This window comes from Streptomyces wuyuanensis (genome assembly GCF_900103455.1).
Classification (GTDB): Bacteria; Actinomycetota; Actinomycetes; order Streptomycetales; family Streptomycetaceae; genus Streptomyces; species Streptomyces wuyuanensis.
The window spans coordinates 141,195-165,098 of the sequence record NZ_FNHI01000014.1; the positions used below are offsets into that span (position 1 = coordinate 141,195).

Consider the following 23,904-nt stretch of genomic DNA (forward strand, 5'->3'; position numbering starts at 1 on the left):
ACAGGGCGCCACTACAGGGCGACGCCCAGCAGGGCGTCCACGGTGCGCGACACCAGACCGGGCGCGCCCTCGTCCGTGCCGCCCTCGGTGCGCTGGATCTCGGTCCAGCGGTCCACGGCGGCGAGCGCCGCGGGAGCGTCCAGGTCGTCGGCGAGTGCCGCGCGGATCTCCTCGACGAGCGAGTCGGCGGACGGCCCGTCAGGCCGGGAGACGGCCGCACGCCAACGCCCCAGGCGGTCCACGGCCTCCCGGAGGACCTCGTCGGTCCACTCCCAGTCGGCACGGTAGTGGTGCGCCAGCAGGGCCAGCCGGATGGCGGCCGGGTCCACGCCGTCACGGCGCAGCGCGGAGACGAAGACGAGGTTGCCCTTGGACTTGGACATCTTCTCGCCGTGCAGGGCGACCATGCCGGTGTGCACGAAGGCCTTGGCGAACGGGTGCTCGCCGGTGAGCACCTGGGCGTGCGAGGCGCCCATCTCGTGGTGCGGGAAGGCGAGGTCGGATCCCCCGCCCTGCACGTCGAAGCCCATGCCGAGGTGGTCCAGGGCGATGGCCACGCACTCGATGTGCCACCCGGGCCGGCCGCGCCCGAGGCTGCCGCCGTCCCAGCTCGGCTCGCCCTCCCTGGCGGCCATCCAGAGCATGGGGTCGAGCGCGTTCTTCTTGCCTGGGCGGTCGGGGTCGCCGCCGCGCTCGGCGGACAGCGCGCGCATCGCCTCGGCGTCGTAGTGAGACACCTCGCCGAAGTGGGGGTCGGACTCGACCGAGAAGTAGACGTCGCCGTCGAGCTCGTACGCGGCACCCGCGTCCCGGAGCCGCTCGACGAGCGGGACGATTCCCGGTATGGCCTCGACGGCGCCGATGTAGTGGCGCGGGGGCAGCATCCGCAGCGCGGTCATGTCCTCGCGGAACAGCGCGGTCTCCCGCTCCGCGAGCGCGGTCCAGTCCTGGCCGTCGCGCTCGGCGCGCTCAAGAAGCGGATCGTCCACGTCGGTGACGTTCTGGACGTAGTGAACCTGCCGCTTGGTGTCGAGCCACACGCGCTGGACGAGGTCGAACGCGTTGTAGGTCGCCGCGTGACCGATGTGGGTCGCGTCGTACGGGGTGATGCCGCAGACGTAGATACGGGCGACGGGACCGGGGTCGAGGGTGACGGGGCCGCCGGTCGCGGTGTCGTGGATCCGGAGGTCGCGGCCCTTGCCGGGCAGGGCGGGGACCTCGGAAGCGGGCCAGGCATGCATGTCATGAGCGTAACCGGATGCATGTTCCGGATACGAACCGGACGCCCCCTCTTGGCCGGTTAGGCGCTCTTGCGCGTGCCTCGGCCCTCGGGATAGGGGGCACGTACGGCCGGGCGGGGCCCCGGCCGGCAGCCGGCCCGCCGACTCGACGTGCGCGGTCGGCACTCGGCCGGAACGCGTCTGGTGGCGGTACCCGCGCGGCCCCGCGGCCCGACGTGCGTCGAGGCTCGCCCCGCCGGACCGAGGGGCCGCGAGCCCCGGCCGACGCGTGCGCGGCCTACACGGGCGGGGCTACACGGGCGGCCAGGGAATCGCGGGCCAGTTGCCCGCCGGCTCCGGGTGGCGGGCGCTCGTGCGCAGGGCACGGACCCGGCCCCGCACGGCGGCCACCTCGTCCCGGGTGATCAGCGCGGACAGCCGGCCGGCCAGCGGGGCCCCCTCGTCGAGCGAGGCGTCCAGGGCTTCCAGGACCGTGCGGGACTCCTCCGTCAGCGGCTCCCCCGCCCAGCCCCACAGCAGGGTCCGCAGCCGGTCCTCCACGTTGAACGTGACGCCGTGGTCGATCGCGTACAGGCGTCCGTCCTGAGCGGGCAGCAGGTGCCCGCCCTTGCGGTCGCCGTTGTTGATCACCGCGTCGAGTACGGCCAGCCGGCGCAGCCGCGGGTCGTCCGCGTGCACGAGGAGCGCCGTGCGTCCCTCACCCACCTCCGCGAGGCCGACCGCCTTCCAGCCGTCCTCCGCCTCGTCACCGTCGACGAGAGCGAGCAGGGACTGGGCCGGATCGGCCTCGATCCACAACTGGCACATGCCCTCGCCGTACGGCCCTTCCCGGAGCACGGTGGGCGGCACCAGGCCCCATCCGGTCGCCTCGGACAGCTCGTACGCGGCCACCTCGCGCTGGGCCAGGGTGCCGTCGGGGAAGTCCCACAGCGGGCGCTCGCCGGCCACGGGCTTGTAGACGCAGTGCGCCTCCCGGCCGTCGAGGGCGACGGAGCAGTACAGCGCCGCGTTGGACGCCTCGCGGATGCGGCCGCGCACGGTGATCTCGCCCCGGGTGAGCAGCTCCAGGGTCCCGTCGTGGGTGGTCACGCTCCGCGGCGGTATCCGTTCTGGCGCGGGCATACGTGTCCCTCCGGGTCGAGCGGCAGGCTGCACAGCGGGCACGGCGGCCGTCCCGCGTTCACGACGTCCAGGGCGCGCTTGGCGAAGGCCCTCGCCTGCGCGCCGGTCAGCCGCACGCGCAGCATCGGCGGACCGTTCTCCTCGTCCTGCAGCAGCCGTTCCTCGGCCTCCGCGAGGTCCTCCTCGGAGTCCGCCTCCAGCTCCACCAGCGCCTGGGCCTCGACGATCATGCGCTGTTCCTCGCCGTCCCAGGCCAGCGCCATCGTGCCGACCCGGAACTCCTCCTCGACGGGTGCGTCGAGCGGTGCGGTGTCGGCGATGTCCGTGGGGGCGACGGCCGGGACGGGCGCGTTGCCCCCGGTGCGGCGCACCACCTCGTCGAGCAGCTCGTCGATCCGCTCGGCGAGCGCGGCCACCTGGGTCTTCTCCAGGGCGACGCTGGTCACCCGCCCCCCTGCGGAAGCCTGGAGGAAGAACGTACGACGTCCAGGCAGCCCGACCGTACCGGCCACGAAGCGCTCCGGCGGGTCGTACAGGAACACCTGACGGGTCACGTCCTGCTCCCTTGGAATTCAGAGGATTCTCGGTGTTGGAAGTGGGCTTCCGGTTTCGGCCCGTCCACCCTACTGCGCCCGGCGATCACGGTGCGCCCGCGCCGCCGCCGACCACCGCCGTCCCGTCGGTCCCGCCTTCGCGGGGCTCGTTCACGTTCTCGCGCGGCCGCAGGGAGTCCAGGTCACCCGTGTCGCCGAGCCGCAGCAGGAACGGCCGCAGGCGGGTGTAGCGGATCGCCGTCACGGAGCACGGTTCGACGTGGATCCGCTGGAAGAGGTCGAGGTGCATGCCGAGGGCGTCCGCCACCACCGACTTGATGATGTCGCCGTGGGAGCACATCAGGTACACGGCGTCCTCGCCGTGCTCCCGCTCGATCCGGGCGTTCCAGTCGCGTACGGCGTCGACGGCCCGGCTCTGCATGGCCCGCATCGACTCGCCGCCGGGGAAGGCGGCCGAGGAGGGGTGCCGCTGGACGACCTCCATCAACGGCTCGCCGGAGAGTTCCTTCAGCTTGCGGCCGGACCACTCGCCGTAGTGGCACTCGCCGATCCGCTCGTCGCTGTGCAGCGGGAGGTCCGGCCGTGTGTCGAGGAGCGGCTGCAGGGTTTCCCGGCAGCGCTGCAGCGGGCTGGTGACGGCGGCGGCGAGGGGCAGCCCGTCTAGCCGGGCGGGCAGGGCGGCCGCCTGCGCGGTGCCGCGCTCGTCGAGGGCGACGCCCGGCGTCCAGCCGGCGAGCACCCCCGCGGTGTTGGCGGTGGACCGTCCGTGGCGTACGAGGATCAACGTGGCCATGCCGGCCAGCCTAAAGCGTGTCCCGTGATCCCCAGCGGGCGCACGACGACGGTTGCGGCGCCTCCGGCGCTCCTCGCGAGTTCCGCCGCGCGTTCGTCCGATGCTTCCTCCGGCGCTCGTCCCGCCGCTCGTCCCACCTCCCTCCGGTGGTTCGCCCGGCGCGAACCGAACGGCGTGAACAGGGGTGTTCACTCCGCCGAGGTGCGCGTGGGGCGTGGGAGGGGAAGAATGCGCGCCGTGATCGTGGACTGCGCCATCTACCGTGACGGAAGCCGGACGGAGGGCCCCGAGGACCTCTCCGACGCGCTCGCTCTGGCCCGTGCGTCCCGCAACACCTTCCTGTGGATCGGGCTGCACGAGCCGAACGAGGAGGAGTTCGACCGGGTCAGCAGCGAGTTCGGGCTGCACCCGCTGGCGGTCGAGGACGCCCTCAAGGCACACCAGCGGCCGAAGCTGGAGGTCTACGACGACTCGCTGTTCGTCGTCCTCAAGCCGGTCGTGTACGAGGCGGAGTCGGACACGGTCAGCGCGGGCGAGGTGATGGTGTTCGTCGGCGACTGCTTCGTCGTGACGGTGCGGCACGGGGAGGCCGCGCCGCTGGGGGCCGTGCGGCGGCGGCTGGAGGCCGACCCGGACGTCCTGCGGCACGGCCCGACGACCGTCCTGTACGCCGTCAGCGACACCATCGTGGACCGCTACATCGAGGTGGCGGCCGAGCTCCAGGTGGACCTGGAGGAGCTGGAGGCCGCCGTCTTCGAACCCGCCGGGGACACGCGGCACACGGCGGCCAAGATCTACGGGTTCAAGCGGCAGGTGCTCGAGTTCCGGCGGGCCACCGGGCCGCTGGCCGCACCGCTGGCCAAGCTCGCCGGCGCGACGGTGCCGTTCGTGGACGAGCACTCCCAGCCGTTCTTCCGTGACGTCAACGACCATCTGACCCGGGCCAACGAGCAGGTGGACGGACTGGACCGGCTGCTGTCCGACGTGCTCTCCGCGCATCTCGCCCAGACGGGCGTGCGGCAGAACGACGACATGCGCAAGATCTCGGCCTGGGCGGCCATGGCGGCGGTACCGACGCTGGTCGCCGGCATCTACGGGATGAACTTCGAACACATGCCCGAACTGCGCTGGCAGTGGGGCTATCCGGCGGCGATCGTGCTGATGGCCCTGGTGGTGTACGGGCTGCACCGGCTGTTCAAGCGCCGCGGCTGGCTCTAGGCGTTCCGTCCGGGAGGTGGTGGCCGGCGGATCGCGCCGGGCCCGTCAGACGACGGGGGCCGTGGTCGCGGGGCCGCCGAGAGCGTCGCGCCGCTCGGGCATCCTGAGCGTGACCATGCGCCGCCAGCCACCGGCGCGTTCGAACGCGTACATGGCGTGGATGCCGCCCGCGAGCACCGCCGACTTGCCCCTGGGCCACTTCAGGATCCGCCCCATGTGGGCCATGACGGCGAGGCTGACGTCGCGGTAGACGGCGATCTCGGTGAGGGCGCACTCCCGGAGGGTGCCCTGGATGGCGCGGCCGTGCCCGGCGCGGGCGAGGCGAAGCAGTTCCTCGTGGCAGTAGGCGAGGTGGTTGTCCTCGTCGCTGCAGATCTGCTTGACGGCCTTGCCGACCTCGGGGTGGTCCCCGAAGAACTTCACCAGCATGTCCATCTGGTCCGCGGCGCGCTGCTCGGTGACCCGGCTGTGCGAGAGGTAGACCACGATGTCCCGCTCGGTGAGCCGTTCGTCGCGGCGCAGCTTGTCGTGGGCCAGCCCGATCCCCTGCTTCTCCAGGAGCATCGTGTAGTCGGTCTCGGGCGGGACGTCGACCGGGTCCAGTCCGCGCTTCTTCAGCAGGGCGTTGAAGATCCGGCCGTGCTTGTCCTCGTCCGCGCCGTGCCGGGTGATCTTCGGCGCGAGCCCGCGCATGGTCTCGGGGACGAGCGCGGCGATACGGCCGTTCTCCCAGCCGCCCTGGGCCTCACCGCTGGCCGCGATCGAGCAGAAGAGCTGGTAGGAATCGTCGTTCTCGAGGATTTCCTGGAAAAGGTTTCGGGCCGAGAGCATCACTGCCACCTCCGTGAGGCACCCGTGGGCGACGGGCATCCGCAAAGAACGAGTCAAATGCGGACCGGGCGGACAGGCAACAGGTGAGCGGGACGACTCCGCCGAAAGAAGGAGTGTCAGGGCTTTCCGGACGGCCGGGAGGGCTCACGGCCCCTCGCCCGGGAGGCGTGCTGCGAGCGGGTGCGCCGCGGGTGGCGGTGCCCGCGCCCGCTCGTCGTGGATACGCCGGGGACGGGGCGTGACCGAGGACGGGGTAAGGCGTTAGACCTCACGACGGCCGTGGCGGGGATGACCCCGAGCCCCCACCACGGCCGCAGGCATGCCCGCGGCCGGGTGGACGGGGTCGGTCCGTCGGTCCGTCGGTCCGCAGCGACGCCGGGCGGACGGTGGCGGCGCTCCGGACCGACGGCGGCCCCCACTCGTACCGGTGCAAGGCGCCGAGCCGCCCCGGGCCCGGGCCGGCCGGGAGACGCGGGTTACGCGAGTCCGGCCCGCTCCAGGGCCTCGGTGCCGGCCCGCAGAGCGGTCAGCCGCTCGTCGAGGGTGAAGCCGGCGGGGGCGAGGGTCAGGGTGGTCACGCCGGCGGCCGCGTAGGCCCGCATGCGGTCGGCGATCCGGTCGACGGTGCCGAGCAGCGTGGTGGAGTCGATCAGCTCGTGCGGCACCGCCGCGGCGGCCCCGGCCTTGTCGCCGGAGAGGTACTTGTCCTGGATCTCCGCGGCTTCCTTCTCGTACCCCATGCGCTGGGCCAGCTGGTTGTAGAAGTTCTGCTTGCGGCTGCCCATGCCGCCGACGTACAGCGCGGTGTACGGGCGGAACGTGTCGGCGAGCGCGCGGACGTCGTCGCCGACCGCGAGCGGCACGGTGGGGCAGACGTCGAAGCCGTCCATCGTCTTCCCGGCCTTCTCGCGGCCCGCGCGGATGTACCTGATCGCGGTGTCCTCGAGGTGGTCGGCGGACGGGAAGATCAGCAGCGCGCCGTCGGCGATCTCGCCGGTCTGCTCCAGGTTCTTGGGGCCGATGGCGGCGATGTACAGCGGGATGCGCTCGCGCTCGGGGTGGACGGTCAGCTTGATGGGCTTGCCGGGACCGCCGGGGAGCGGAAGGGTCCAGTGCTCGCCCTCGTACGTCAGTCGCTCGCGGGTCATGGCCTTGCGGACGATCTCGACGTACTCGCGGGTGCGGGCGAGGGGCTTGTCGAACTTGACGCCGTACCAGCCCTCCGACACCTGCGGTCCCGAGACGCCGAGGCCGAGGCGGAAGCGGCCGCCGGAGAGCGAGTCCAGGGTGGCAGCGGTCATCGCCGTCATCGCCGGCTGGCGGGCGGGGATCTGCAGGATGGCGGAGCCGACGTCGATGCTCTCGGTCTGCGCGGCGACCCACGAGAGGACGGTCGGCGCGTCGGAGCCGTAGGCCTCGGCGGCCCAGCAGACGTCATAGCCGAGGCGGTCCGCCTCCTGGGCGACGACGAGGTTGTCGCCGTCCATGCCCGCACCCCAGTAGCCGAGGTTGATGCCCAGCCGCATACCGCTCCCCTTACCGCTCCGTACTGCTTCGGATGTGCCGAACTGCTTCGGATGTGCCGATTTACCGGCGAGTAACGTCCTTGTCGCGGGACTCTAGCGCGGGGAGGGGCCTCGCGTCAGGGGTGGCCGGTGACGGCCTGGCGGGCGAGTTGTCCACAGGGTCGCTCCGGGTGGGGCCGTGGCCAGTAATCTCGCGCCCATGGAGCAGAGGCATCTCGGCCGTACCGGCCTGCGCGTGTCCCGGATCGGGCTCGGCACCCTCACGTGGGGCCGGGACACCGGCGAGCACGACGCTGCCGACCAGTTGAAGGCCTTCTGGGAGGCGGGCGGCACGCTGGTCGACACGGCGGACGTGTACGGCGGCGGCGAGGCGGAGTACCTGCTCGGCCAGTTGGTGGAGCGGCTGGTCCCCCGGCGCGACCTGGTCATCGCCACGAAGGCCGGCAGCGTGCTCGACCCGATGCGGCGGTTCGACGGCTCGCGCGGCCATCTGCTCGCTGCCCTGGACGCGTCGCTGGAGCGGCTGGGCACCGACCACGTCGACCTGTGGCAGGTGCACGGCTTCGATCCGCACACGCCGCTCGAGGAGACCCTCCAGGCGCTCGACATCGCGGTGAGCAGCGGCCGCGCACGCTACGCGGGGGTGTCGGACTTCTGCGGCTGGCAGCTGGCGAAGGCCGCCACGTGGCAGCTGGCGGCGCCGGGCATACGGACCCGTCTCGCCGGTACGCAGATGGAGTACTCGCTGCTGCAGCGCGGCGTCGAGCGGGAGGTGCTGCCCGCGGCACTGGACCTAGGCGTGGGGCTGCTGCCGTCCTCCCCGCTGGGCCGCGGTGTGCTCACGGGGAAGTACCGGCACGCGACGCCGGCCGATTCGCGCGGGGCGTCGGAGCAGCTCGCCGCGTTCGTGGAGCCGTATCTCGACGAGTCGGCGACGCGCATCGTGGACGCGGTCGTCACGGCGGCGGACGGGCTGGCGACGACTCCGCTCGAAGTGGCGCTCGCCTGGGTGCGCGACCGGCCCGGTGTGGTCGCGCCGATCGTCGGTGCCCGCAATGCGCAGCAGCTCACGCAGGCGTTGTCAGTGGAGGGTCTTAGTCTTCCTGACGAGATCTGCCGGGCGCTGGACGACGTGTCGGCGCCCGTGCACCGCTATCCCGACCAGGACTGGAGCACGCTGTGACTGCGCTTCCCGGGGCGAGCCCCGGCACCCCCGCCGAGGATCCCGCGTCCGAGGACTCCGGCCCCGGCACGTCCGTCGCCGCGGGAGAGCACGGCGCCGGGACCGCTCCGGACCGGGTGCCCGGTGAGGCGGCGGACGGGGAGGCCGGGCCGTCGGCGGACGGCGGAGCCGGGGGCGACTCCTCCGGCGGGGAGCCCTCACTCGGCGGGGCGGCCGCCGAGGCCACCGGCGGCGGTGGGGTGTCCGAGGCCCAGGCGGAGCTGGCGGCCCAGCGGGAACTGCGGTCGAGGATCGAGAAGCGCAAGGCCGAGAAGGCAGGGCCGATCGCGGCCGGCGGGAAGCTGAGCGGCACCGCGGCCGATCTTCTGGCGGCCGTGCGGGCCCTGGAGAGCGGCGACAGGCCGTCGGACGCCTTCTTCGAGACCGCCGCAGCGCCGAGGACCCCGGCCCCGACGTCCGTGGCCGGGCCCGGGCGCCCGCGGGTGCCGACGCCCGAGCCCGCCCGGCGGCAGGTCGATCCGGGCACGGTGACGGCCGTTCTGGAAGTCCTCGTGTCGGGCGGTGCACCCGAGGGGCTGGCGGCTCGGGTCGCCGGGGTGCTCGGTGAGCAGGCCGCCGACGCACTCCGTGCGGACCCCTGGCGGCTGCTGGCGGTGCCCGGGGTGCAGCCGGAGCAGGCGGACGGGTTCGCCCGGGCGCTGCTCGGCGAGGAGTGCCGCCCCGACGACGGCCGGCGGGCCACGGCACTGGTCACCTGGCTGCTGGAGCGCGCCGCCCTCCGGGGGCACACGGCGATGGAGTCCGCGGCGGTGCGCACGGCGCTCGCCGGCCGTTCCGTACCGGACCCCGACGAGGCGTTGCAGCACGCGATCGCCGAGGGGGCCGTACTGGTCTTCCAGGACGGCGTGGACGCGGCCGGGGAGCCGGAGGAGGCCGAAGGACCCGAAGGACCCGAAGGACCCGACGAGCACGGGGTTCCGGAGCCGCGAGACGCCTCCGGGCCGCGGGAGCCGGTCCCGGTCCTGCTGGGCCTGGACCGGTACGCCCTCGCGGAGGAGAGCCTCGCGGACGGTCTGGCCCGGCTGGTCAAGACCGCGCAGCCGGCGTCCTGGGAGGACGCCGCCGGAGCCGCGGGATCGCCGTCTGCCGCCGAGCTGATCCGCGCCGCCGCCGGACACGGCCTGGTCGCACACACGGGCGGCGAGGCGGCTCGCGCCGAGCCGGCCGCCCTGGTCGAAGCCGCTCGCGCCCTCGGACTGCGGACGGCCCTGGCCGTGCACCACGAGAACGGCCGGCGGAGACTGGGCGCCGGCACGGTCACGGTGCAGGGGTTGCTCTCCGGCACGGAGGGGCCCGGCCGGGACGAGGACGGCACACTGGCCGTGGATCTGCTCGCGGTCCTCGACGCGCCGCAGCTCGACGTCGAGACCGCGGCCATGCTCGTGGAGTCCCTGCCGGACGGCTGCCGGCTGGTGCTCGGCGGGGACCCCGGGGTGCTGTGGTCGGCGGGCGCGGGACGGGTGTTCGCCGATGTGCTGGCCGCCCGGGTGTGTCCGGTCGTCGCCTCCCGTACGCCCGACCTCGGGCCACTGGGCGAGCTGGTCTCCGGAATCGGCATCGGCGAACTCACCCGGGTCGAGGCCCCCGGCAAGGAGGTCGTGATCGTGCCGGTGCGGGACGCGGGCGAGGCCGTGCACCGCACGGTCCAGCTCGTCGCGGACTCCGTCCCGAGGGCGATCGGGGTTCCGTCGGCAGACACCCAGGTCATCACCGTGGGCCACGGTGGTTCCGCGGGCACGAGGGCGCTCAACGCCGCACTCAAGGAGCGGTTGAATCCCGGTCCCGGCCGGTTCGGCGGCTTCGACCCGGCCGACCGCGTCGCCTACGCCCCGGCTCCCGGGCGGACCCTGACCGGCACGGTGGTCTCGGCCGAGGCGGAGGGGCTGCGCGTCGACTGCGAGGGCACAGCCGTGCTCGTGCCGAAGGACCGGGTGGAGTCGACGCTGCGGCACGGCTGGGCGCTCACGGCGCACCAGGCGGCCGGAATGCGCTGGCCCGCGGTCGTCGTGGTGCTGCCGGGGGACGCCGCACAGGGCCTGAGCCGTCCCTGGGTCTACACCGCTTTCAGCCGCGGTGAGCGCCATCTGTCCGTGGTCCACGGCGTGGAGCAGGCCCTGCCCCGCGCGGTGGCCGAGATCGCGTCCGAAGACCGTACGACCCGGCTGCGCTCCCTTCTCGAGGGCCTGCTCGCGCCGGGCGAAGCGGAGGCCGCCCCGGCCTGAGCGGAGTCGGCGCCCGATGCGATGCGATGCGGTGCCGGGCGGGAGCGCTCACGTCTGTGCGCGGGCGGCCGCCGGCCGGGGCCACCGACCGCGTCGGCGCCCGCGCCTCGGGCGAGGTGGGCTGGCCCGCCGGAAGCGCCGAGGCCCGGGCCCCGGGGCGCGCGCGTGGGTCAGACGATCGCGGTCCTGGGCCGAGGCGGCCGACCCTGCCCGGGGTGCGGGCGGCGGGCCGGTCGCGGACCGGGGCGGGTGGCGCCACGGCCCGGTCCGCCGTCCGACCCGCACGCTGCGGCGAGGCCCCGGGCAGAGATCGGTGATCTCCGTGCGGGGCCTCGCGCTGCGTTCCGGACGGTCTCCGTCACGCGGGGCTGGGATCGTCCAGGTCCTCGTCCAGGTCCTCGTCGTCGAAGACGGAGCTGACGTCGAAGCGGCAGACGACGCGCTCCGGGTCCGCCTGGTCGAAGGGGGTGCTGAGCCATTCGCCCGGCTCGGGCAGATCGTCGGCGGCGGAGACCCAGAGGGTGGAGTCGCCCTCCTCCAGGCCGAACTCCTTGTGCCGCGATGCGATCTCGTCCGGCTCGAACTCGCCGAACAGTACCCCGAGCGCGGCGTGCACGCTCGCTCCCACCACCGCCGCGGACGTGTCGTCCGCGGTCTCGTCCCGGTCGAGGTCCGCGACCCGCTGGGCCTGGGCGAGCAGACGCTGGGGCTCCACGACGGCGTAGTCGCGGCGGATGAGGACACTCAGCGCGTTCGGTTCGTCCGGCCCTGTGTACGGCGGCATGGAGTCGTCCGCGCCCGGGATCTCGAAGGGCGTGACTTCGTCATAGCGGTCGTAGAGCCGCTCGTCGTACGCCTCGGCCGCGGCGGCAAGGGCGTTGAAGGCCGCGTAGACCGCCGGGTCGTCCTCTCCCGTGCGGCGTTCGACCGCTTCGAGGTGGCGGTCCAGCGCGGCTTTGACCGCCTCGGCGGCGGCGCGGACCTCGGCAGCCGTGGGCTGCGCAGGAGCGGAAGCATCAGACATAGTGCAGACGCTATCCGTACTCGGCCCGTGCCCGCACAATAGATGCGATGCCGGAATACGAATTTGTCGACGTGTACGTGCCTCGTGGGGTCTCCCGCAAGGAGGCCACCCGTCTGCTGACCGACCATGCCGAATACGGACACTGGGAGTTGGACAGACTGACTCTCCTCCGTGACGGCAGCCGCCGCGTGCGGCTCCGCCGTCGCATCATCCGTCAGGTGCGCGCCACTTGGTGAGCGCCTGCTGCACGAAGGACGGAGCGGGCCCGCGGTTGCGGGCCCGCTCCGTTGTGTCATCGCGTCCTCACGCGGAGGCACGGGCCTTGCGGTAGAGGACGGCTCCGCCGAGCAGCAGGCCGGCGGCCGCGGAGGCGCCGAGGCCGAGCGAGCCGGCGCCGGTCCGGGCGAGCTCCTCGGTGGCCCTGGGCGGCGTGACCGTGTTGGTACCCGGCGTGTTCGGGGTGGTGGGCTCGACCGGCGAACCCGGCTCGCCGGGCTGGACGGGCTCCCCGGGCTCCCCCGGCTCTCCGGGTTCACCGGGCTCGCCGGGCTCATTCGGCTCACCCGGTTCACCGGGCTCTCCCGGCTCCCCGGGCTCTCCCGGCTCCCCGGGGTTGTCGCCGTCGTCCCCGTTGCCGCACTCGTTGCCGAGGGCGCCGTTGCCGAGGCCGCCGATCGTCACGCTGTTGCCGCAGGCGTTCACGGGCACGTGGACGGGCACCTGGACCGTGTTCCCGGAGCCGACGCCGGGAGAGTCGGAGGTGCTGCCCTCGGCGTGGGCGCCGTCGTCGCCCTCCTCCGAGGTGTTGGCGCAGTCGTTGCCGAACGCCGGGTTCAGTGCGCCGATGACGTTGACGGTGTTGCCGCAGACGTTGACCGGGACGTGGACCGGCACCTGGACCGTGTTCCCGGAGAGCACGCCCGGGGAGTCGGAGGCGCCGCCGTGGGCCCCCGCCCCGCCGTGCGCGTGTGCGTAGCCGCCGCCGAGGACGAGCACGCCGCCCGCGGCCGCCACGGTGATCAGGCCCTTTCGCGTGACCTGTCGCATAGCTGGTTCCTGCCTTCTGACTTCCGGACTGCCCCGGGCGCCGTGCCCGGGAGCGGGGTGAATGCGGACGGGCCCCGGAGTGCACGGCGTGCACTCCGGGGCCGCCGGGTCAATCCCTCACAGGGGCAAGACGCAACGTCAGTCGTTGACGCAGACGTTGCCGAAGGCCGGGTTCAGCAGACCGATCACGGAGATCGTGTTGCCGCAGACGTTCACCGGCACGTGGACGGGCACCTGCACGACGTTGCCCGAAAGCACGCCGGGGGAGTTCACGGCGGCACCCTGGGCACCCGAGTCGGCGACGGCCATGCCCGCACCCGCGAGAACCAGGCCACCCGTGGCAGCCGCAGCAGCGACGACCTTCTTGATCATTATTCCTCCTAGTTGGCAATGCGATCCCAACTGCGGACCGCACACCTGTAACGAGGAGGGGCTAATGGGGCTACTAGCGTATGAGCCCATTCACTCTTTTCAGTCAAATACGCACGCGCGGACGAATGTTGGCGTTTCGTTTCTGCATGGTAAGCCCGCCTTCCGCCCCCCGACGGACGCACCAGGGCCCCGCACCACGGCGGGGCCCTGACCTGGGTGGCGGCGGCTCAGCTCGCGTCGAGGAAGCGGTCCAGCACCCGTACGCCGAACTTCAGGCCGTCCACCGGAACGCGCTCGTCCACGCCGTGGAACATCCCCGCGAAGTCCAGCTCCGGCGGCAGCTTCAGCGGCGCGAAACCGAAGCAGCGGATCCCGAGGTCGTCGAAGGACTTGGCGTCGGTCCCGCCGGAGAGCATGTACGGCACGGCCCGGGCGATCGGGTCCTCGGCGCGGAGCGCGGACTGCATCGCGTCCACGAGGTCGCCGTCGAAGCTCGTCTCCAGCGCCTTGTCGGCGTGGACGTCCTCGCGGCGGACCCGGGGGCCGAGGAGCCGGTCGAGGTCGGCGAGGAACTCCTCCTCGTAGCCGGGCAGGAAGCGCCCGTCCACGTGCGCGGTCGCCTGTCCGGGGATGACGTTCACCTTGTAGCCGGCGCCGAGCATGGTGGGCGCGGCGGAGTTGCGGAGCGTGGCCCCGACCATCTTGGCGATGCCGCCGAGCTTGGCGAGGGTCGCCTCCATGTCCTCGGGGTCGAGCGGGGTGCCCAGCGCGTCCGAGAGCTCGTCCAGGAAGGACCGCACGGTCTTGGTCACCCGCACCGGCCAGGTGTGGCGGCCGAGCCGGCCGACGGCCTCGCAGAGCTCGGTGATGGCGTTGTCGTGGTTCGTCATGGACCCGTGCCCGGCGGTGCCCTCGACCGTGAGCCGCATCCAGTGCATGCCCTTCTGGGCCGTCTCGACGAGGTAGAGCCGCAGGTTCTCGTTGACGGTGAAGGAGAAGCCGCCGACCTCGCCGATGGCCTCGGTGACGCCCTCGAAGAGGTCGGGGTGCTTGTCGACGAGGTACCGGGCGCCGTACGTGCCGCCCGCCTCCTCGTCCGCGAGGAACGCCAGCACCACGTCGCGCGGAGGCCTGCGGCCGCTGCGCAGCCGGTCCCGTACGACGGCGAGGGTCATCGCGTCCATGTCCTTCATGTCCACCGCGCCCCGGCCCCAGACGCAGCCGTCGGCGATCTCGCCGGAGAAGGGGTGGTGGGTCCAGTCGTCGGCGTTGGCCGGGACGACGTCGGTGTGGCCGTGGATGAGGAGTGCCGGGCGGGAGGGGTCCTCCCCCTCGATCCGGGCCACGGTGGAGGCCCTGCCCTGGTGCGACTCGATGATCCTGGGCTCCAGGCCGACCTCGGCGAGCTTCTCCGCCACGTACTCGGCGGCCGCCCGCTCGCCCGGCCCCGAGTGATCGCCGTAGTTGCTGGTGTCGATCCGGATCAGATCGCGACAGAGGTCGACGACCTCGTCCTCGCCGGAGACCTTCCGGGCGGTGTCCGTCTCGCTCACGCTGTTTCCTCCCGCTGTCGCTGGTGGTCCCCCACATCCTCCCCCGCCCGGAGCCGCACCCCAAGGGCGGCTGCCCGCCGACACACGCCCGCCACGGACGGCGGGCCTGCGAGGGCCGGGCGCCCGGGCCGGGGGCGTGATCGAGCACCCCCGAATGTTTGCTATGGTTTTCCACGTCGGAACGGCCCAGGGCCGGGAGACAGACACCTTGTCCGGGTGGCGGAATGGCAGACGCGCTAGCTTGAGGTGCTAGTGCCCTTTATCGGGCGTGGGGGTTCAAGTCCCCCCTCGGACACCACCAGGGAACCCCAGCTGAGCTGGGGTTTTTTGTTTGTGCCGGGAAGGCGCCCCGGTCGGTACGGGGACGAGGTGCGGAAGCTGTGGGACGCAGACGACGGGCGGCGCCGGTGGCTCCGCTGCCCCAGCGGGACGGGATCGACCCGGTGCGGCTGCGGCTGCCCGAGGACCCGGCCGGGGCCTGGCCCACCGTGCGGGACCATCTCGTCCACCGGTTCGCGGGGGCGGTGGGCGCCGAGCGGGTGGACGCCATGCTGCGGGACGGACGGTTCGTCGGCACGGACGGCCCCGTCGCCCCGGACGAGCCGTACGCCGCCGGGCGGTACGTGTGGTTCCACCGCGACTTCGCACCCGAGGCGCCCGTGCCGTTCGGGATCGGGATCGTCCACCGCGACGAGCGGCTGGTGGTCGCGGACAAACCGCACTTCCTGGCGACCACGCCGCGCGGCAGCCACATCACGGAGACCGCGCTGGCACGGCTGCGGCGCGATCTGGGACTGCCGGGGCTCCAGCCGGCACACCGGCTGGACAGGCTCACCGCGGGGCTCGTGCTGTTCGTCGTACGGCCGCAGGACCGGGGCGCCTACCAGTCGCTGTTCCGCAACCGCCGGGTGCGCAAGGAGTACGAGGCGGTGGCTCCGTACGACCCGGAGTTCTCCCTGCCCGTGACCGTGCGCAGCCGCATCGAGAAGGAGCGCGGGGTGCCCGCGGCCCGGGAGGTTCCGGGCGAGCCGAACAGCGAGAGCCGGATCGAGCTGCTGGAGCGGCGCGGCGGGCTCGGCCGGTACCGGCTGCTGCCGGCCACCGGCCGCACCCATCAGCTCCGGGTGCACATGAACGGCCTGGGGCTGCCGATCCTGAACGACCCGCTCTATCCCGCCGTGCTCCCCGAGGGGCCGGAGGACCTCTCCCGTCCGCTGCAACTGCTCGCACGGGCACTGGAGTTCACCGACCCCGTCACCGGGGAGCCGTGCCGGTTCACCAGCCGCAGGCGGCTCGCTCAGTGGCCGCGGTCGATCCACTCCTGAAGGTGCGGCGCCTCGACGCCGATCGTGGTCGTCTCGCCGTGACCGGGCCGGACCAGTGTCTCCGGGGGGAGCGTGAGCAGCCGTTCCCGGATCGAGTCGACGATCGTCGGGAAGTCGGAGAACGACCGGCCGGTCGCTCCCGGCCCGCCCTGGAAGAGGGTGTCGCCGGTGAGGACGGTGACCAGTTCGGGCGCGTGGAGGCAGACCGCGCCGGGGGCGTGGCCCGGGGTGTGCAGGACGGTCAGCCGGGTCCCGGCGACGGTCAGGGTCTGCCCGTCGGCGAGTTCCCCGTCGGGGGCCCGGCCGGGGTGGGTCTGCTTCCACAGGGGAAGGTCGTCCGGGTGCAGCAGGACGGGCGCGCCGGTGGCCTCGGCGAGCGCCGGAGCGGCGTCGATGTGGTCGTTGTGCGCGTGGGTGCAGACGATGGCGCGCAGTGCGCGACCGCCGAGGGCGGCGAGGATCGCGTCGGCGTCGTGGGCCGCGTCGACGACGATCGCCTCCTCGTCGTCACCGACGATCCAGACGTTGTTGTCGACCTCCCACGTGCCGCCGTCGAGGGAGAAGGTGCCGGAGGTGACCAGGTGGTCGACGCGGGCGGTCACAGGACCACCACCGAGCGCAGCACGTCGCCGGCGTGCATGCGGGCGAAGGCCTTCTCCACGTCGCCGAGTCCGATGGTCTCCGTGACGAACGCGTCGAGGTCGATCCGGCCCTGGAGATGCAGATCGACGAGCGTGGGGAAGTCGCGGGAGGGCAGGCAGTCCCCGTACCAGGAGGACTTGAGCGCGCCGCCCCGGCCGAAGACGTCGAGGAGCGGCAGGTCCAGCTTCATGTCGGGGGTGGGGACGCCGACGAGCACGACGGTGCCGGCGAGGTCGCGGGCGTAGAACGCCTGCCGGTACGTCTCGGGCCGGCCGACGGCGTCGATCACGACGTCGGCGCCGAAGCCGTCCGTGAGCCCGCGGATGGCCTCCACGGGGTCGCCGGTGCGGGAGTTGACGGTGTGGGTGGCGCCCATCGTCCTCGCGGTCTCGAGCTTCCGGTCGTCGACGTCCACGGCGATGATCGTGGTGGCTCCGGCCAGCCGCGCGCCGACGACGGCCCCGTCACCGACACCGCCGCAGCCGATGACGGCCACGGAGTCCCCGCGGCCCACCTGGCCGGTGTTGACGGCGGCGCCGATGCCAGCCATCACACCGCAACCGAGCAACCCCGCGGCGGCCGGGGAGATCTCCGGGTCGACCTTGGTGCACTGGCCGGCCGCGACGAGGGTCTTCTCGGCGAACGCGCCGATGCCCAGGGCGGGCGACAGTTCGGTGCCGTCCGTGAGGGTCATCTTCTGCCGGGCGTTGTGGGTGTCGAAGCAGTACCAGGGGCGTCCGCGCCGGCAGGCGCGGCAGTGGCCGCACACGGCACGCCAGTTGAGGATCACGTAGTCGCCCGGTTCGACCTCGGTCACGCCGTCGCCGACCGACTCGACGACTCCGGCCGCCTCGTGCCCGAGGAGGAACGGGAAGTCGTCGTTGATCCCGCCCTGCTTGTAGTGCAGATCGGTGTGGCAGACCCCGCAGGCCTGTACCTTCACCACGGCTTCCCCGGGTCCCGGGTCGGGGACGACGATCGTCTCGACCCGCACCGGTTCGTTCTTCCCGGGTGCGACCACACCTTGCACCTGCTGCGGCATTGCTGGACCTGCCCTTCGTCGCGCAGTGACGTCGTCACCCACTATGACGTGCGCGGGGGTTGGTCCGTGCGAGCCGGGCGCCGAAAACGCGTCCGCGGGCCCGAAGCGCCCGAAGCCAGGGCTCCGGGCACGGCGAGGCCCCCGCCGGTTGCGGCGGGGGCCTCGTCCGGGTGGTGCGATGCGGCGGCCGGAGGTGTCAGACGCCCTGGCGCTCGGCGGCGATCCGCCGGACCCGGTTGCGGACCGTGAACCAGCCCCCGACGAGGGCGAGTGCGATCAGCGGCAGGCAGTTGACGGTGGTGCGGCTGATCCCGCCGTCCATCCACATCAGGACGAGGACGGAGGCGAGGAAGACCAGCGTGACGATCTGCGTCCACGGGGCCCAGGGCAGCCGGTATGCCGGCCGGGTGAGGCGGCCTTCCCTGGCGCGGTTCACGAACAGCAGCGAGCAGACCATGATCATGCCCCAGGTGCCGATGATGCCGATCGAGGCGAAGTTCAGCACCAGCTCGAAGGCGTCACCCGGCATCACGTAGTTCAGGAAGACGCCGACGATGCCGAAGCCCGCGGTGAGCAGGATGCCGCCGTAGGGGACGCCGCCCTTGTTCATCACGCCGGTGAACTTCGGCGCGGAGCCCGAGATCGACATCGAGCGCAGGATCCGGCCGGTGGAGTAGAGGCCGGAGTTCAGGCTGGAGAGCGCGGCGGTGAGCACCACGAGGTTCATGATGCTCGCGGCGCCGGGGATGCCGAGCTTGTTGAAGACGGTGACGAAGGGGCTCTGGTCGCCGGTGAAGGCCGTGTACGGCAGCAGCAGGGAGAGCAGCACCACGGAGCCGACGTAGAACAGGGCGACGCGCCACATGATCGAGTTGATCGCCTTCGGCATGATCTTCTCGGGGTTCTCGGTCTCACCGGCGGCGACGCCGCACAGCTCGACGGAGGCGTAGGCGAAAACAACGCCCTGGATGAGCAGCAGCATCGGCATGACGCCGCTCGGGAAGATGCCGCCGTTGTCCGTGATGGTGGACAGGCCCGGCGTGTGGCCGCCGACCTCGTGCTGCGTGACGACGAGGAAGATGCCGATCAGCATGAAGAGCACCAGCGCGCCGACCTTGATGATCGCGAACCAGAACTCCATCTCGCCGAAGTACTTCACCGAGATCAGGTTGGCGGTGAGGACCACGGCGAGGGCGATCAGCGCGAGCACCCACTGCGGGACGTCGCTGAACGCCGACCAGTAGTGGGCGAAGACCGCGGCCGCGGTGATGTCCGCGATGGCGGTGGTCGACCAGTTCAGGAAGTACAGCCAGCCCGCGGTGAAGGCGCCCTTCTCGCCCATGAACTCACGGGCGTAGGAGACGAAGGCGCCGGAGGAGGGCCGGTAGAGGACCAGTTCGCCGAGCGCGCGGACGACGAAGAACGCGAAGATGCCGCAGAGGGCGTACGCGATGAAGAGCGACGGGCCGGCGCTGGCCATCCGGCCGCCCGCTCCGAGGAAGAGGCCCGTACCGATGGCGCCGCCGATGGCGATCATGTTGATGTGCCGCGACTTGAGGTCCTTGCGGTACCCGGCGTCTCCGGCGTCCACGTGGGGGGTGCCGGTGGCCGGGGTTCCGGCGACAGGCGTATCGGCCGCAGTCATGGTGCGGTCACTCATGTAGGTGTTCGCCTTCGTGAGGGGGTGTGCGGTACCGGAATCGCTCCGGCGGCCTTCCTGCGGTGCGGAGGTGGGTCACCGCGGCGAGGCAGGGCGGGCGCAGACGGCCCGACACCACATGGTCAGGGCAACCCTGGGATTTTGGCAGTGGCGAACCTCACTCAGACACATATCTGAGGTATTTCAGAGGTTTCGACAAGGTGAAGCAAGGTCATGCGGCGCACCAGCGAGTGGTGGCTCCCTCAGGGGGCGAGGACGTCCAGCTCCTGGAGGGCCCCGACGGTGATCTCCCGGGTCAGTCGCTCGGCACGCTCCGCGTCGCCTTCGCGAACGGCTTCGGCGACCTGGACGTGGAGGGTGACGGCGGCCGGGTCCGGGTCCTCGAACATCACCTGGTGGTGGGTGCGTCCCGTGAGCACCTCGGCCACGACGTCGCCGAGGCGGGCGAACATCTCGTTGCCGGAGGCGCTGAGCACGATGCGGTGGAAGGCGATGTCGTGCTTGAGGTAGCCCTCCAGTTGACGGCCGCGGGAGGTGGCGACCATGCCGAGGGCGCACTCGGTGAGCGCTGCGCACTGGTCGGCCGTGGCGTTGCGGGCGGCGAGCCCGGCGGCGACCGGCTCGATCGCGGAGCGGAGCACGGTCAGGGAGCGCAGCTGGCGGGGCCGGTCGGCGCCGGCGAGCCGCCAGCGGATGACGCGCGGGTCGTAGACGTTCCACTCGTCGGCCGGCCGGACGGTGACCCCGACGCGGCGCCGGGACTCGACGAGGTGCATCGACTCCAACACCCGGACCACTTCACGGACCACGGTGCGCGAGACGTCGAAGCGCTGGGCCACCTCGTCGGTGCGCAACACGCTCGCGGGCGGGTACTCGCCCGCGGTGATCGCCAGGCCGAGGCTGTCCAGAACGCGTGTGTGCAGCCCGTGGCCCTCTGTGGTCATGGGCCAAGGGTACGGGGCACCACTCGTGAAGAAAAAGTATGACGTTTATGTCTCAGGCTCTTGAATAAGTCGTACCTAATAGGTTTCAGTAGCGCACGGCCCGGCGTCCGACCGACGTCCGGGCCGATGTCGACGAGGACAGCGAGGCACCTATGAGCACCCCCCACGTGGTTGTGGTGATGGGCGTGGCAGGGACCGGCAAGACCACCATCGGTCCCCTGATCGCCGAGGCACTGGGCGTTCCCTACGCCGAGGGCGACGACTTCCATCCCGCGGACAACATCGCCAAGATGTCCGCCGGCATCCCGCTGGACGACGCCGACCGCGCGCCCTGGCTGGACGCCATCGGCCGCTGGGCACACGGCAGGGCCGGTCTCGGCGGAGTCGTCAGCTGCTCCGCGCTCAAGCGGATCTACCGCGACCGGCTGCGGGCCGCCGCACCGGACGTCGAGTTCCTCCACCTGACCGGCGACCGTGCGCTGATCGAGCGCCGGATGACCGAGCGCAAGGGACACTTCATGCCCACCGCGCTGCTCGACTCGCAGTTCGCCACCCTGCAGCCGCTGCAGGACGACGAGGCCGGCGTCGCCGTCGACGTCTCCGGCTCCCCCCAGGAAATCACCGAGCGGGCCGTCGCCGCGCTGCGCCGGCTCGAGGACTGAGGAATCACCGTGACCCGTCTCAGCGTCGAGATGCTGGCAGCGGACGCCGCCGAACCGATCACCTCGGCGGGCGACGCACAGCTCGGCATAGCCGTACTCGCCGGCATCGCCGTCATCGTCGTGCTCATCACCCGGTTCAAACTGCACGCCTTTCTGGCGCTGACGATCGGCTCACTGGCGCTCGGCGCCCTCGCCGGTGCCCCGCTGGGCAAGACGATCGTGTCGTTCACCACCGGACTGGGCACCACCGTCGCCGGTGTCGGCGTACTGATCGCGCTGGGCGCGATCCTCGGCAAACTGCTCGCCGACTCCGGCGGCGCCGACGAGATCGTCGACACGATCCTCGCGAAGGCCGGCGGCCGGGCGATGCCGTGGGCGATGGTCCTGATCGCCTCGATCATCGGCCTGCCCCTCTTCTTCGAGGTCGGCATCGTCCTGCTGATCCCCGTCGTGCTGATGGTCGCCAAGCGCGGCAACTACTCGCTGATGCGGATCGGCATCCCGGCCCTCGCCGGGCTCTCCGTGATGCACGGCCTCATCCCGCCCCACCCCGGCCCGCTCGTGGCGATCGACGCGATCGGCGCCAACCTGGGCGTCACCCTGGCCCTCGGCCTCGTCGTCGCGATACCCACCGTCGTCATCGCCGGTCCGCTGTTCTCCAAGTACGCGGCCCGCTGGGTGGACATCGAGGCGCCCGAGGGCATGATCCCGCAGCGGGCGACCGAGGACCTGGAGAAGCGTCCGAGCTTCGGGGCCACGGTCTCCACCGTGCTGCTGCCGGTCGTCCTGATGATGACCCACGCGCTGGTGGAGATCGTCGTCGACGACCCCGAGAACCCCCTCCAGCGGGTCACCGCCGTCATCGGCTCCCCGCTGATCGCCCTGCTCACCGCCGTGATCGTCGGCATGTTCACGCTGGGCCGCGCCGCCGGTTTCTCCAAGGAGCGGATCGGCACCACCGTCGAGAAGTCGCTCGCCCCGATCGCCGGCGTGCTGCTCATCGTCGGCGCGGGCGGTGGTTTCAAGACGACGCTGATCGACATCGGCGTCGGCCAGATGATCCTGGACTTCTCGAAGAACTGGGCCATCCCGACGCTGCTGCTGGCCTGGCTGATCGCGGTGGCGATCCGTCTGGCGACGGGCTCCGCGACCGTGGCGACGATCTCCGCGGCCGGTCTCGTCGCCCCGCTCGCCGCGGACATGGGCACCGCGGAGGCGGCTCTGCTCGTGCTCGCCATCGGCGCCGGCTCGCTCTTCTTCAGCCATGTCAACGACGCCGGATTCTGGCTGGTGAAGGAGTACTTCGGGATGAACGTCGGCCAGACGGTGAAGACCTGGTCGGTGATGGAGACCATCATCTCGGTGGTCGGCATCGTCTTCGTGCTGCTGCTGTCCCTCGTGCTGTAGCGACGGTCAGTCCCGGTCGGGGTCCCACAGCGGGTGCTCCCGGCGGGCCCAAGGGCGCTCGACCGACCCGGTGCGCATGCCGCGGCGTGCCTCCGGGTCGGCGAGCGCCTTCGCGATGTGGCCGGCCAGTACGACGCCGATGGTGAGCGCCAGCCAGTCGTGCACGAACGTCGCGCCGTTGCGCCAGACCAGCGGGGCGAGATGCGTGAACCACATCAGCAGCCCCGTGCCGAGCATCACCAGCACCGCGCCCGCGATCCACGCGGCGTACAGCTTCTGGCCGGCGTTGAACTTCCCTGCCGGGCGCCGGCCGGGGCCGTGCCGGCGGCGGAGCGCGGACCGCAGCCAGGTGCGGTCGTGCGGCCCGAAGCGGTTCAGCCGCCGCAGGTCCCTCCGGAACGCGCGGGAGGCCAGGCCCAGCAGGAACGGCACCGGGAGGAGCAGCCCCGACCACTCGTGCAGGGTCACCACGAGCCCGCGGCGGCCCACGAGTTCGGCGAGGCCCGGCACGTACAGGCACGCGGCCGTCGCGACGCACAGCAGCATCAGTGCCGCGGTGGCGCGGTGCACCAGGCGTTCGGCCGGGCTGAACCTCCGTACACGGTGCGGGGGTTCAGACGGTGGGGGCGTCGTCGCGGCCGTTCGACCGGCCGACCCAGGCGTCGATGTCATAGCCTCGCTCCTCCCAGTACCCGGGGCGCACGTCACGGGTCAGGGAGATCCCGGAGAGCCATTTCGCGGACTTGTAGAAGTACATGGGCGCCACGTACAGCCGCACCGGGCCGCCGTGCGCGTGGGAGAGCGGTTCGTCCCGCATCCGCAGACAGACCAGGACGTCGGAACGGCGGGCCTGGTCGAGCGTCAGGCTCTCGCTGTACACGCCGTCGAAGCAGGTGAAGCGGACCGCGCGGGCCTCCGGCCGTACGCCCACGGCGTCCAGCAGGTCCGCCAGCCGGACGCCCTCGAACGGGGTGTCGGGGACGCGCCAGCCCGTCACGCACTGGACGTCGCGCACGAGGCGGGTCTGCGGCAGCCTGCGCAGGGCGCCGAGGGTGAACTCGGTGGGCCGCTCGACCAGTCCGTCCACGGTGAGCCGGTAGTCGGCGGGGGTCCTCCGGGGCACGGACGCGGCGACCGAGTAGTAGCGGAAGCCGCCGCCGTTGGGCAGCAGTCCGGTGAGCTTGGTCGGGTCCTTGTCGGCGACCGACCCGAGGAAGGCTTCGAGACCGCGCTGGAGCCAGGGCGCGGCGGCGACACCGGCGGCGCCGAGGCCGAGCACCGCGAGAACCGTGCGCCGCCCTACGGGCGTGCCCTCCGAGTCGGGGTCCGATGACGGCGGCCGGGCCGGGTCCCCCGAGGCGCCCGGGCCGGAGGGCGTGCCCGGATCCGGCGGCGGCGGGTCGGACGGCGCCGGACCCGGGGGCTGGGTGGTTTCGTTCACCCTTCGATTCGAGCACCCGCGGCCCCCAGGATCCA

Annotated in this window: 23 protein-coding genes and 1 tRNA gene; 8 read left to right on the forward strand and 16 right to left on the reverse strand. The window is 72.3% G+C overall.

Translation table 11 applies throughout. The features are described 5' to 3' along the window. Window positions 1-11: 11 nt before the first annotated feature. From mshC to BLT82_RS21345, 4 genes are all read right to left on the reverse strand, one after another. Complete coding sequence (gene mshC, locus BLT82_RS21330; RefSeq protein ID WP_093657225.1) at window positions 12-1,241, reverse strand: cysteine--1-D-myo-inosityl 2-amino-2-deoxy-alpha-D-glucopyranoside ligase; 1,230 nt, start codon at window positions 1,239-1,241, stop codon at window positions 12-14. A 291-nt stretch (window positions 1,242-1,532) separates the two neighbouring features. Continuing rightward, window positions 1,533-2,363 carry an SCO1664 family protein gene (locus tag BLT82_RS21335; protein WP_167746054.1) on the reverse strand — a complete coding sequence of 277 codons (831 nt, stop codon included), beginning with the start codon at window positions 2,361-2,363 and terminating at the stop codon, window positions 1,533-1,535. Next, window positions 2,327-2,917, reverse strand: coding sequence for a DUF3090 domain-containing protein (locus BLT82_RS21340; protein ID WP_093657229.1), 591 nt, complete (start codon window positions 2,915-2,917; stop codon window positions 2,327-2,329). The genes BLT82_RS21335 and BLT82_RS21340 overlap by 37 nt, the downstream gene beginning before the upstream one ends. An 85-nt stretch (window positions 2,918-3,002) precedes the next feature. Next, window positions 3,003-3,710, reverse strand: a complete 708-nt coding sequence (locus BLT82_RS21345) for a histidine phosphatase family protein (protein WP_093657231.1) — start codon at window positions 3,708-3,710, stop codon at window positions 3,003-3,005. Between the two features lie 228 nt (window positions 3,711-3,938). Between BLT82_RS21345 and corA the strand changes: the two genes are divergently transcribed. After that, window positions 3,939-4,928, forward strand: coding sequence for a magnesium/cobalt transporter CorA (gene corA / locus BLT82_RS21350; RefSeq protein ID WP_093657233.1), 990 nt, complete (start codon window positions 3,939-3,941; stop codon window positions 4,926-4,928). A 45-nt stretch (window positions 4,929-4,973) separates the two neighbouring features. Here corA and BLT82_RS21355 read toward each other — a convergent pair whose 3' ends face one another. Next, entirely contained in the window at window positions 4,974-5,759 is a 786-nt protein-coding gene (locus BLT82_RS21355) for a hypothetical protein (protein WP_093657235.1), read from the reverse strand. Window positions 5,760-6,235: 476 nt separating this feature from the next. Then, a complete protein-coding gene (locus BLT82_RS21360; RefSeq protein WP_093657237.1) occupies window positions 6,236-7,285 on the reverse strand; it encodes an LLM class F420-dependent oxidoreductase in 1,050 nt (349 codons plus the stop codon). Between the two features lie 199 nt (window positions 7,286-7,484). Here BLT82_RS21360 and BLT82_RS21365 point away from each other — a divergent pair, with 199 nt between their 5' ends. Then, on the forward strand, window positions 7,485-8,468 hold the full coding sequence (locus tag BLT82_RS21365; protein ID WP_093657239.1) for an aldo/keto reductase: 984 nt from the start codon (window positions 7,485-7,487) through the stop codon (window positions 8,466-8,468). Continuing rightward, complete coding sequence (locus tag BLT82_RS21370) at window positions 8,465-10,750, forward strand: helix-hairpin-helix domain-containing protein (protein WP_093657241.1); 2,286 nt, start codon at window positions 8,465-8,467, stop codon at window positions 10,748-10,750. The genes BLT82_RS21365 and BLT82_RS21370 overlap by 4 nt, the downstream gene beginning before the upstream one ends. Window positions 10,751-11,108: 358 nt before the next feature. On the opposite strand, the gene BLT82_RS21375 is transcribed toward BLT82_RS21370, so the two are convergent. After that, entirely contained in the window at window positions 11,109-11,774 is a 666-nt protein-coding gene (locus BLT82_RS21375; protein WP_093657243.1) for a hypothetical protein, read from the reverse strand. A 47-nt stretch (window positions 11,775-11,821) separates the two neighbouring features. Between BLT82_RS21375 and BLT82_RS21380 the strand changes: the two genes are divergently transcribed. After that, window positions 11,822-12,010, forward strand: a complete 189-nt coding sequence (locus tag BLT82_RS21380; protein WP_093657245.1) for a DUF5703 family protein — start codon at window positions 11,822-11,824, stop codon at window positions 12,008-12,010. Window positions 12,011-12,077: 67 nt separating this feature from the next. Here BLT82_RS21380 and BLT82_RS21385 read toward each other — a convergent pair whose 3' ends face one another. The 3 genes from BLT82_RS21385 to BLT82_RS21395 all read right to left on the reverse strand — a co-directional run bounded on the left by BLT82_RS21385 (window position 12,078) and on the right by BLT82_RS21395 (window position 14,746). Beyond that, window positions 12,078-12,821, reverse strand: a complete 744-nt coding sequence (locus BLT82_RS21385; RefSeq protein ID WP_093657247.1) for a chaplin — start codon at window positions 12,819-12,821, stop codon at window positions 12,078-12,080. A 138-nt stretch (window positions 12,822-12,959) separates the two neighbouring features. After that, window positions 12,960-13,193 carry a chaplin ChpH gene (gene chpH, locus BLT82_RS21390; RefSeq protein WP_093657249.1) on the reverse strand — a complete coding sequence of 78 codons (234 nt, stop codon included), beginning with the start codon at window positions 13,191-13,193 and terminating at the stop codon, window positions 12,960-12,962. Between the two features lie 227 nt (window positions 13,194-13,420). After that, complete coding sequence (locus tag BLT82_RS21395; protein WP_093657251.1) at window positions 13,421-14,746, reverse strand: M20/M25/M40 family metallo-hydrolase; 1,326 nt, start codon at window positions 14,744-14,746, stop codon at window positions 13,421-13,423. 210 nt (window positions 14,747-14,956) lie between these two features. On the opposite strand from BLT82_RS21395, the gene BLT82_RS21400 reads away from it, so the two are divergent. Together BLT82_RS21400 and BLT82_RS21405 are read left to right on the forward strand one after the other, a co-directional pair. After that, window positions 14,957-15,044: transfer RNA gene (locus BLT82_RS21400), tRNA-Leu, on the forward strand. A gap of 82 nt (window positions 15,045-15,126) precedes the next feature. Next, a complete protein-coding gene (locus BLT82_RS21405; RefSeq protein WP_244292061.1) occupies window positions 15,127-16,071 on the forward strand; it encodes an RluA family pseudouridine synthase in 945 nt (314 codons plus the stop codon). Here BLT82_RS21405 and BLT82_RS21410 read toward each other — a convergent pair. The 4 genes from BLT82_RS21410 to BLT82_RS21425 form a co-directional block, all read right to left on the reverse strand. Further along, window positions 16,044-16,673, reverse strand: coding sequence for an MBL fold metallo-hydrolase (locus BLT82_RS21410; RefSeq protein ID WP_093657255.1), 630 nt, complete (start codon window positions 16,671-16,673; stop codon window positions 16,044-16,046). The two genes, BLT82_RS21405 and BLT82_RS21410, sit on opposite strands and share 28 nt — an antisense overlap. Next, entirely contained in the window at window positions 16,670-17,755 is a 1,086-nt protein-coding gene (locus BLT82_RS21415) for an S-(hydroxymethyl)mycothiol dehydrogenase (RefSeq protein WP_093657257.1), read from the reverse strand. The genes BLT82_RS21410 and BLT82_RS21415 overlap by 4 nt, the downstream gene beginning before the upstream one ends. A gap of 196 nt (window positions 17,756-17,951) precedes the next feature. Continuing rightward, on the reverse strand, window positions 17,952-19,415 hold the full coding sequence (locus tag BLT82_RS21420) for an amino acid permease (RefSeq protein WP_093657259.1): 1,464 nt from the start codon (window positions 19,413-19,415) through the stop codon (window positions 17,952-17,954). A gap of 242 nt (window positions 19,416-19,657) precedes the next feature. Then, entirely contained in the window at window positions 19,658-20,359 is a 702-nt protein-coding gene (locus tag BLT82_RS21425) for a FadR/GntR family transcriptional regulator (protein WP_093657261.1), read from the reverse strand. Between the two features lie 152 nt (window positions 20,360-20,511). Here BLT82_RS21425 and BLT82_RS21430 point away from each other — a divergent pair, with 152 nt between their 5' ends. Next, window positions 20,512-21,021, forward strand: a complete 510-nt coding sequence (locus tag BLT82_RS21430; protein WP_093657263.1) for a gluconokinase — start codon at window positions 20,512-20,514, stop codon at window positions 21,019-21,021. Between the two features lie 9 nt (window positions 21,022-21,030). Then, window positions 21,031-22,428, forward strand: a complete 1,398-nt coding sequence (locus tag BLT82_RS21435; protein ID WP_093657265.1) for a GntP family permease — start codon at window positions 21,031-21,033, stop codon at window positions 22,426-22,428. A 6-nt stretch (window positions 22,429-22,434) separates the two neighbouring features. On the opposite strand, the gene BLT82_RS21440 is transcribed toward BLT82_RS21435, so the two are convergent. Continuing rightward, window positions 22,435-23,100 (reverse strand): cytochrome b/b6 domain-containing protein, encoded by a 666-nt coding sequence (locus BLT82_RS21440; protein WP_093657267.1) that lies wholly within the window; start codon window positions 23,098-23,100, stop codon window positions 22,435-22,437. Further along, on the reverse strand, window positions 23,042-23,869 hold the full coding sequence (locus BLT82_RS21445) for a molybdopterin-dependent oxidoreductase (protein WP_404204793.1): 828 nt from the start codon (window positions 23,867-23,869) through the stop codon (window positions 23,042-23,044). The genes BLT82_RS21440 and BLT82_RS21445 overlap by 59 nt, the downstream gene beginning before the upstream one ends. Window positions 23,870-23,904 lie beyond the last annotated feature (35 nt).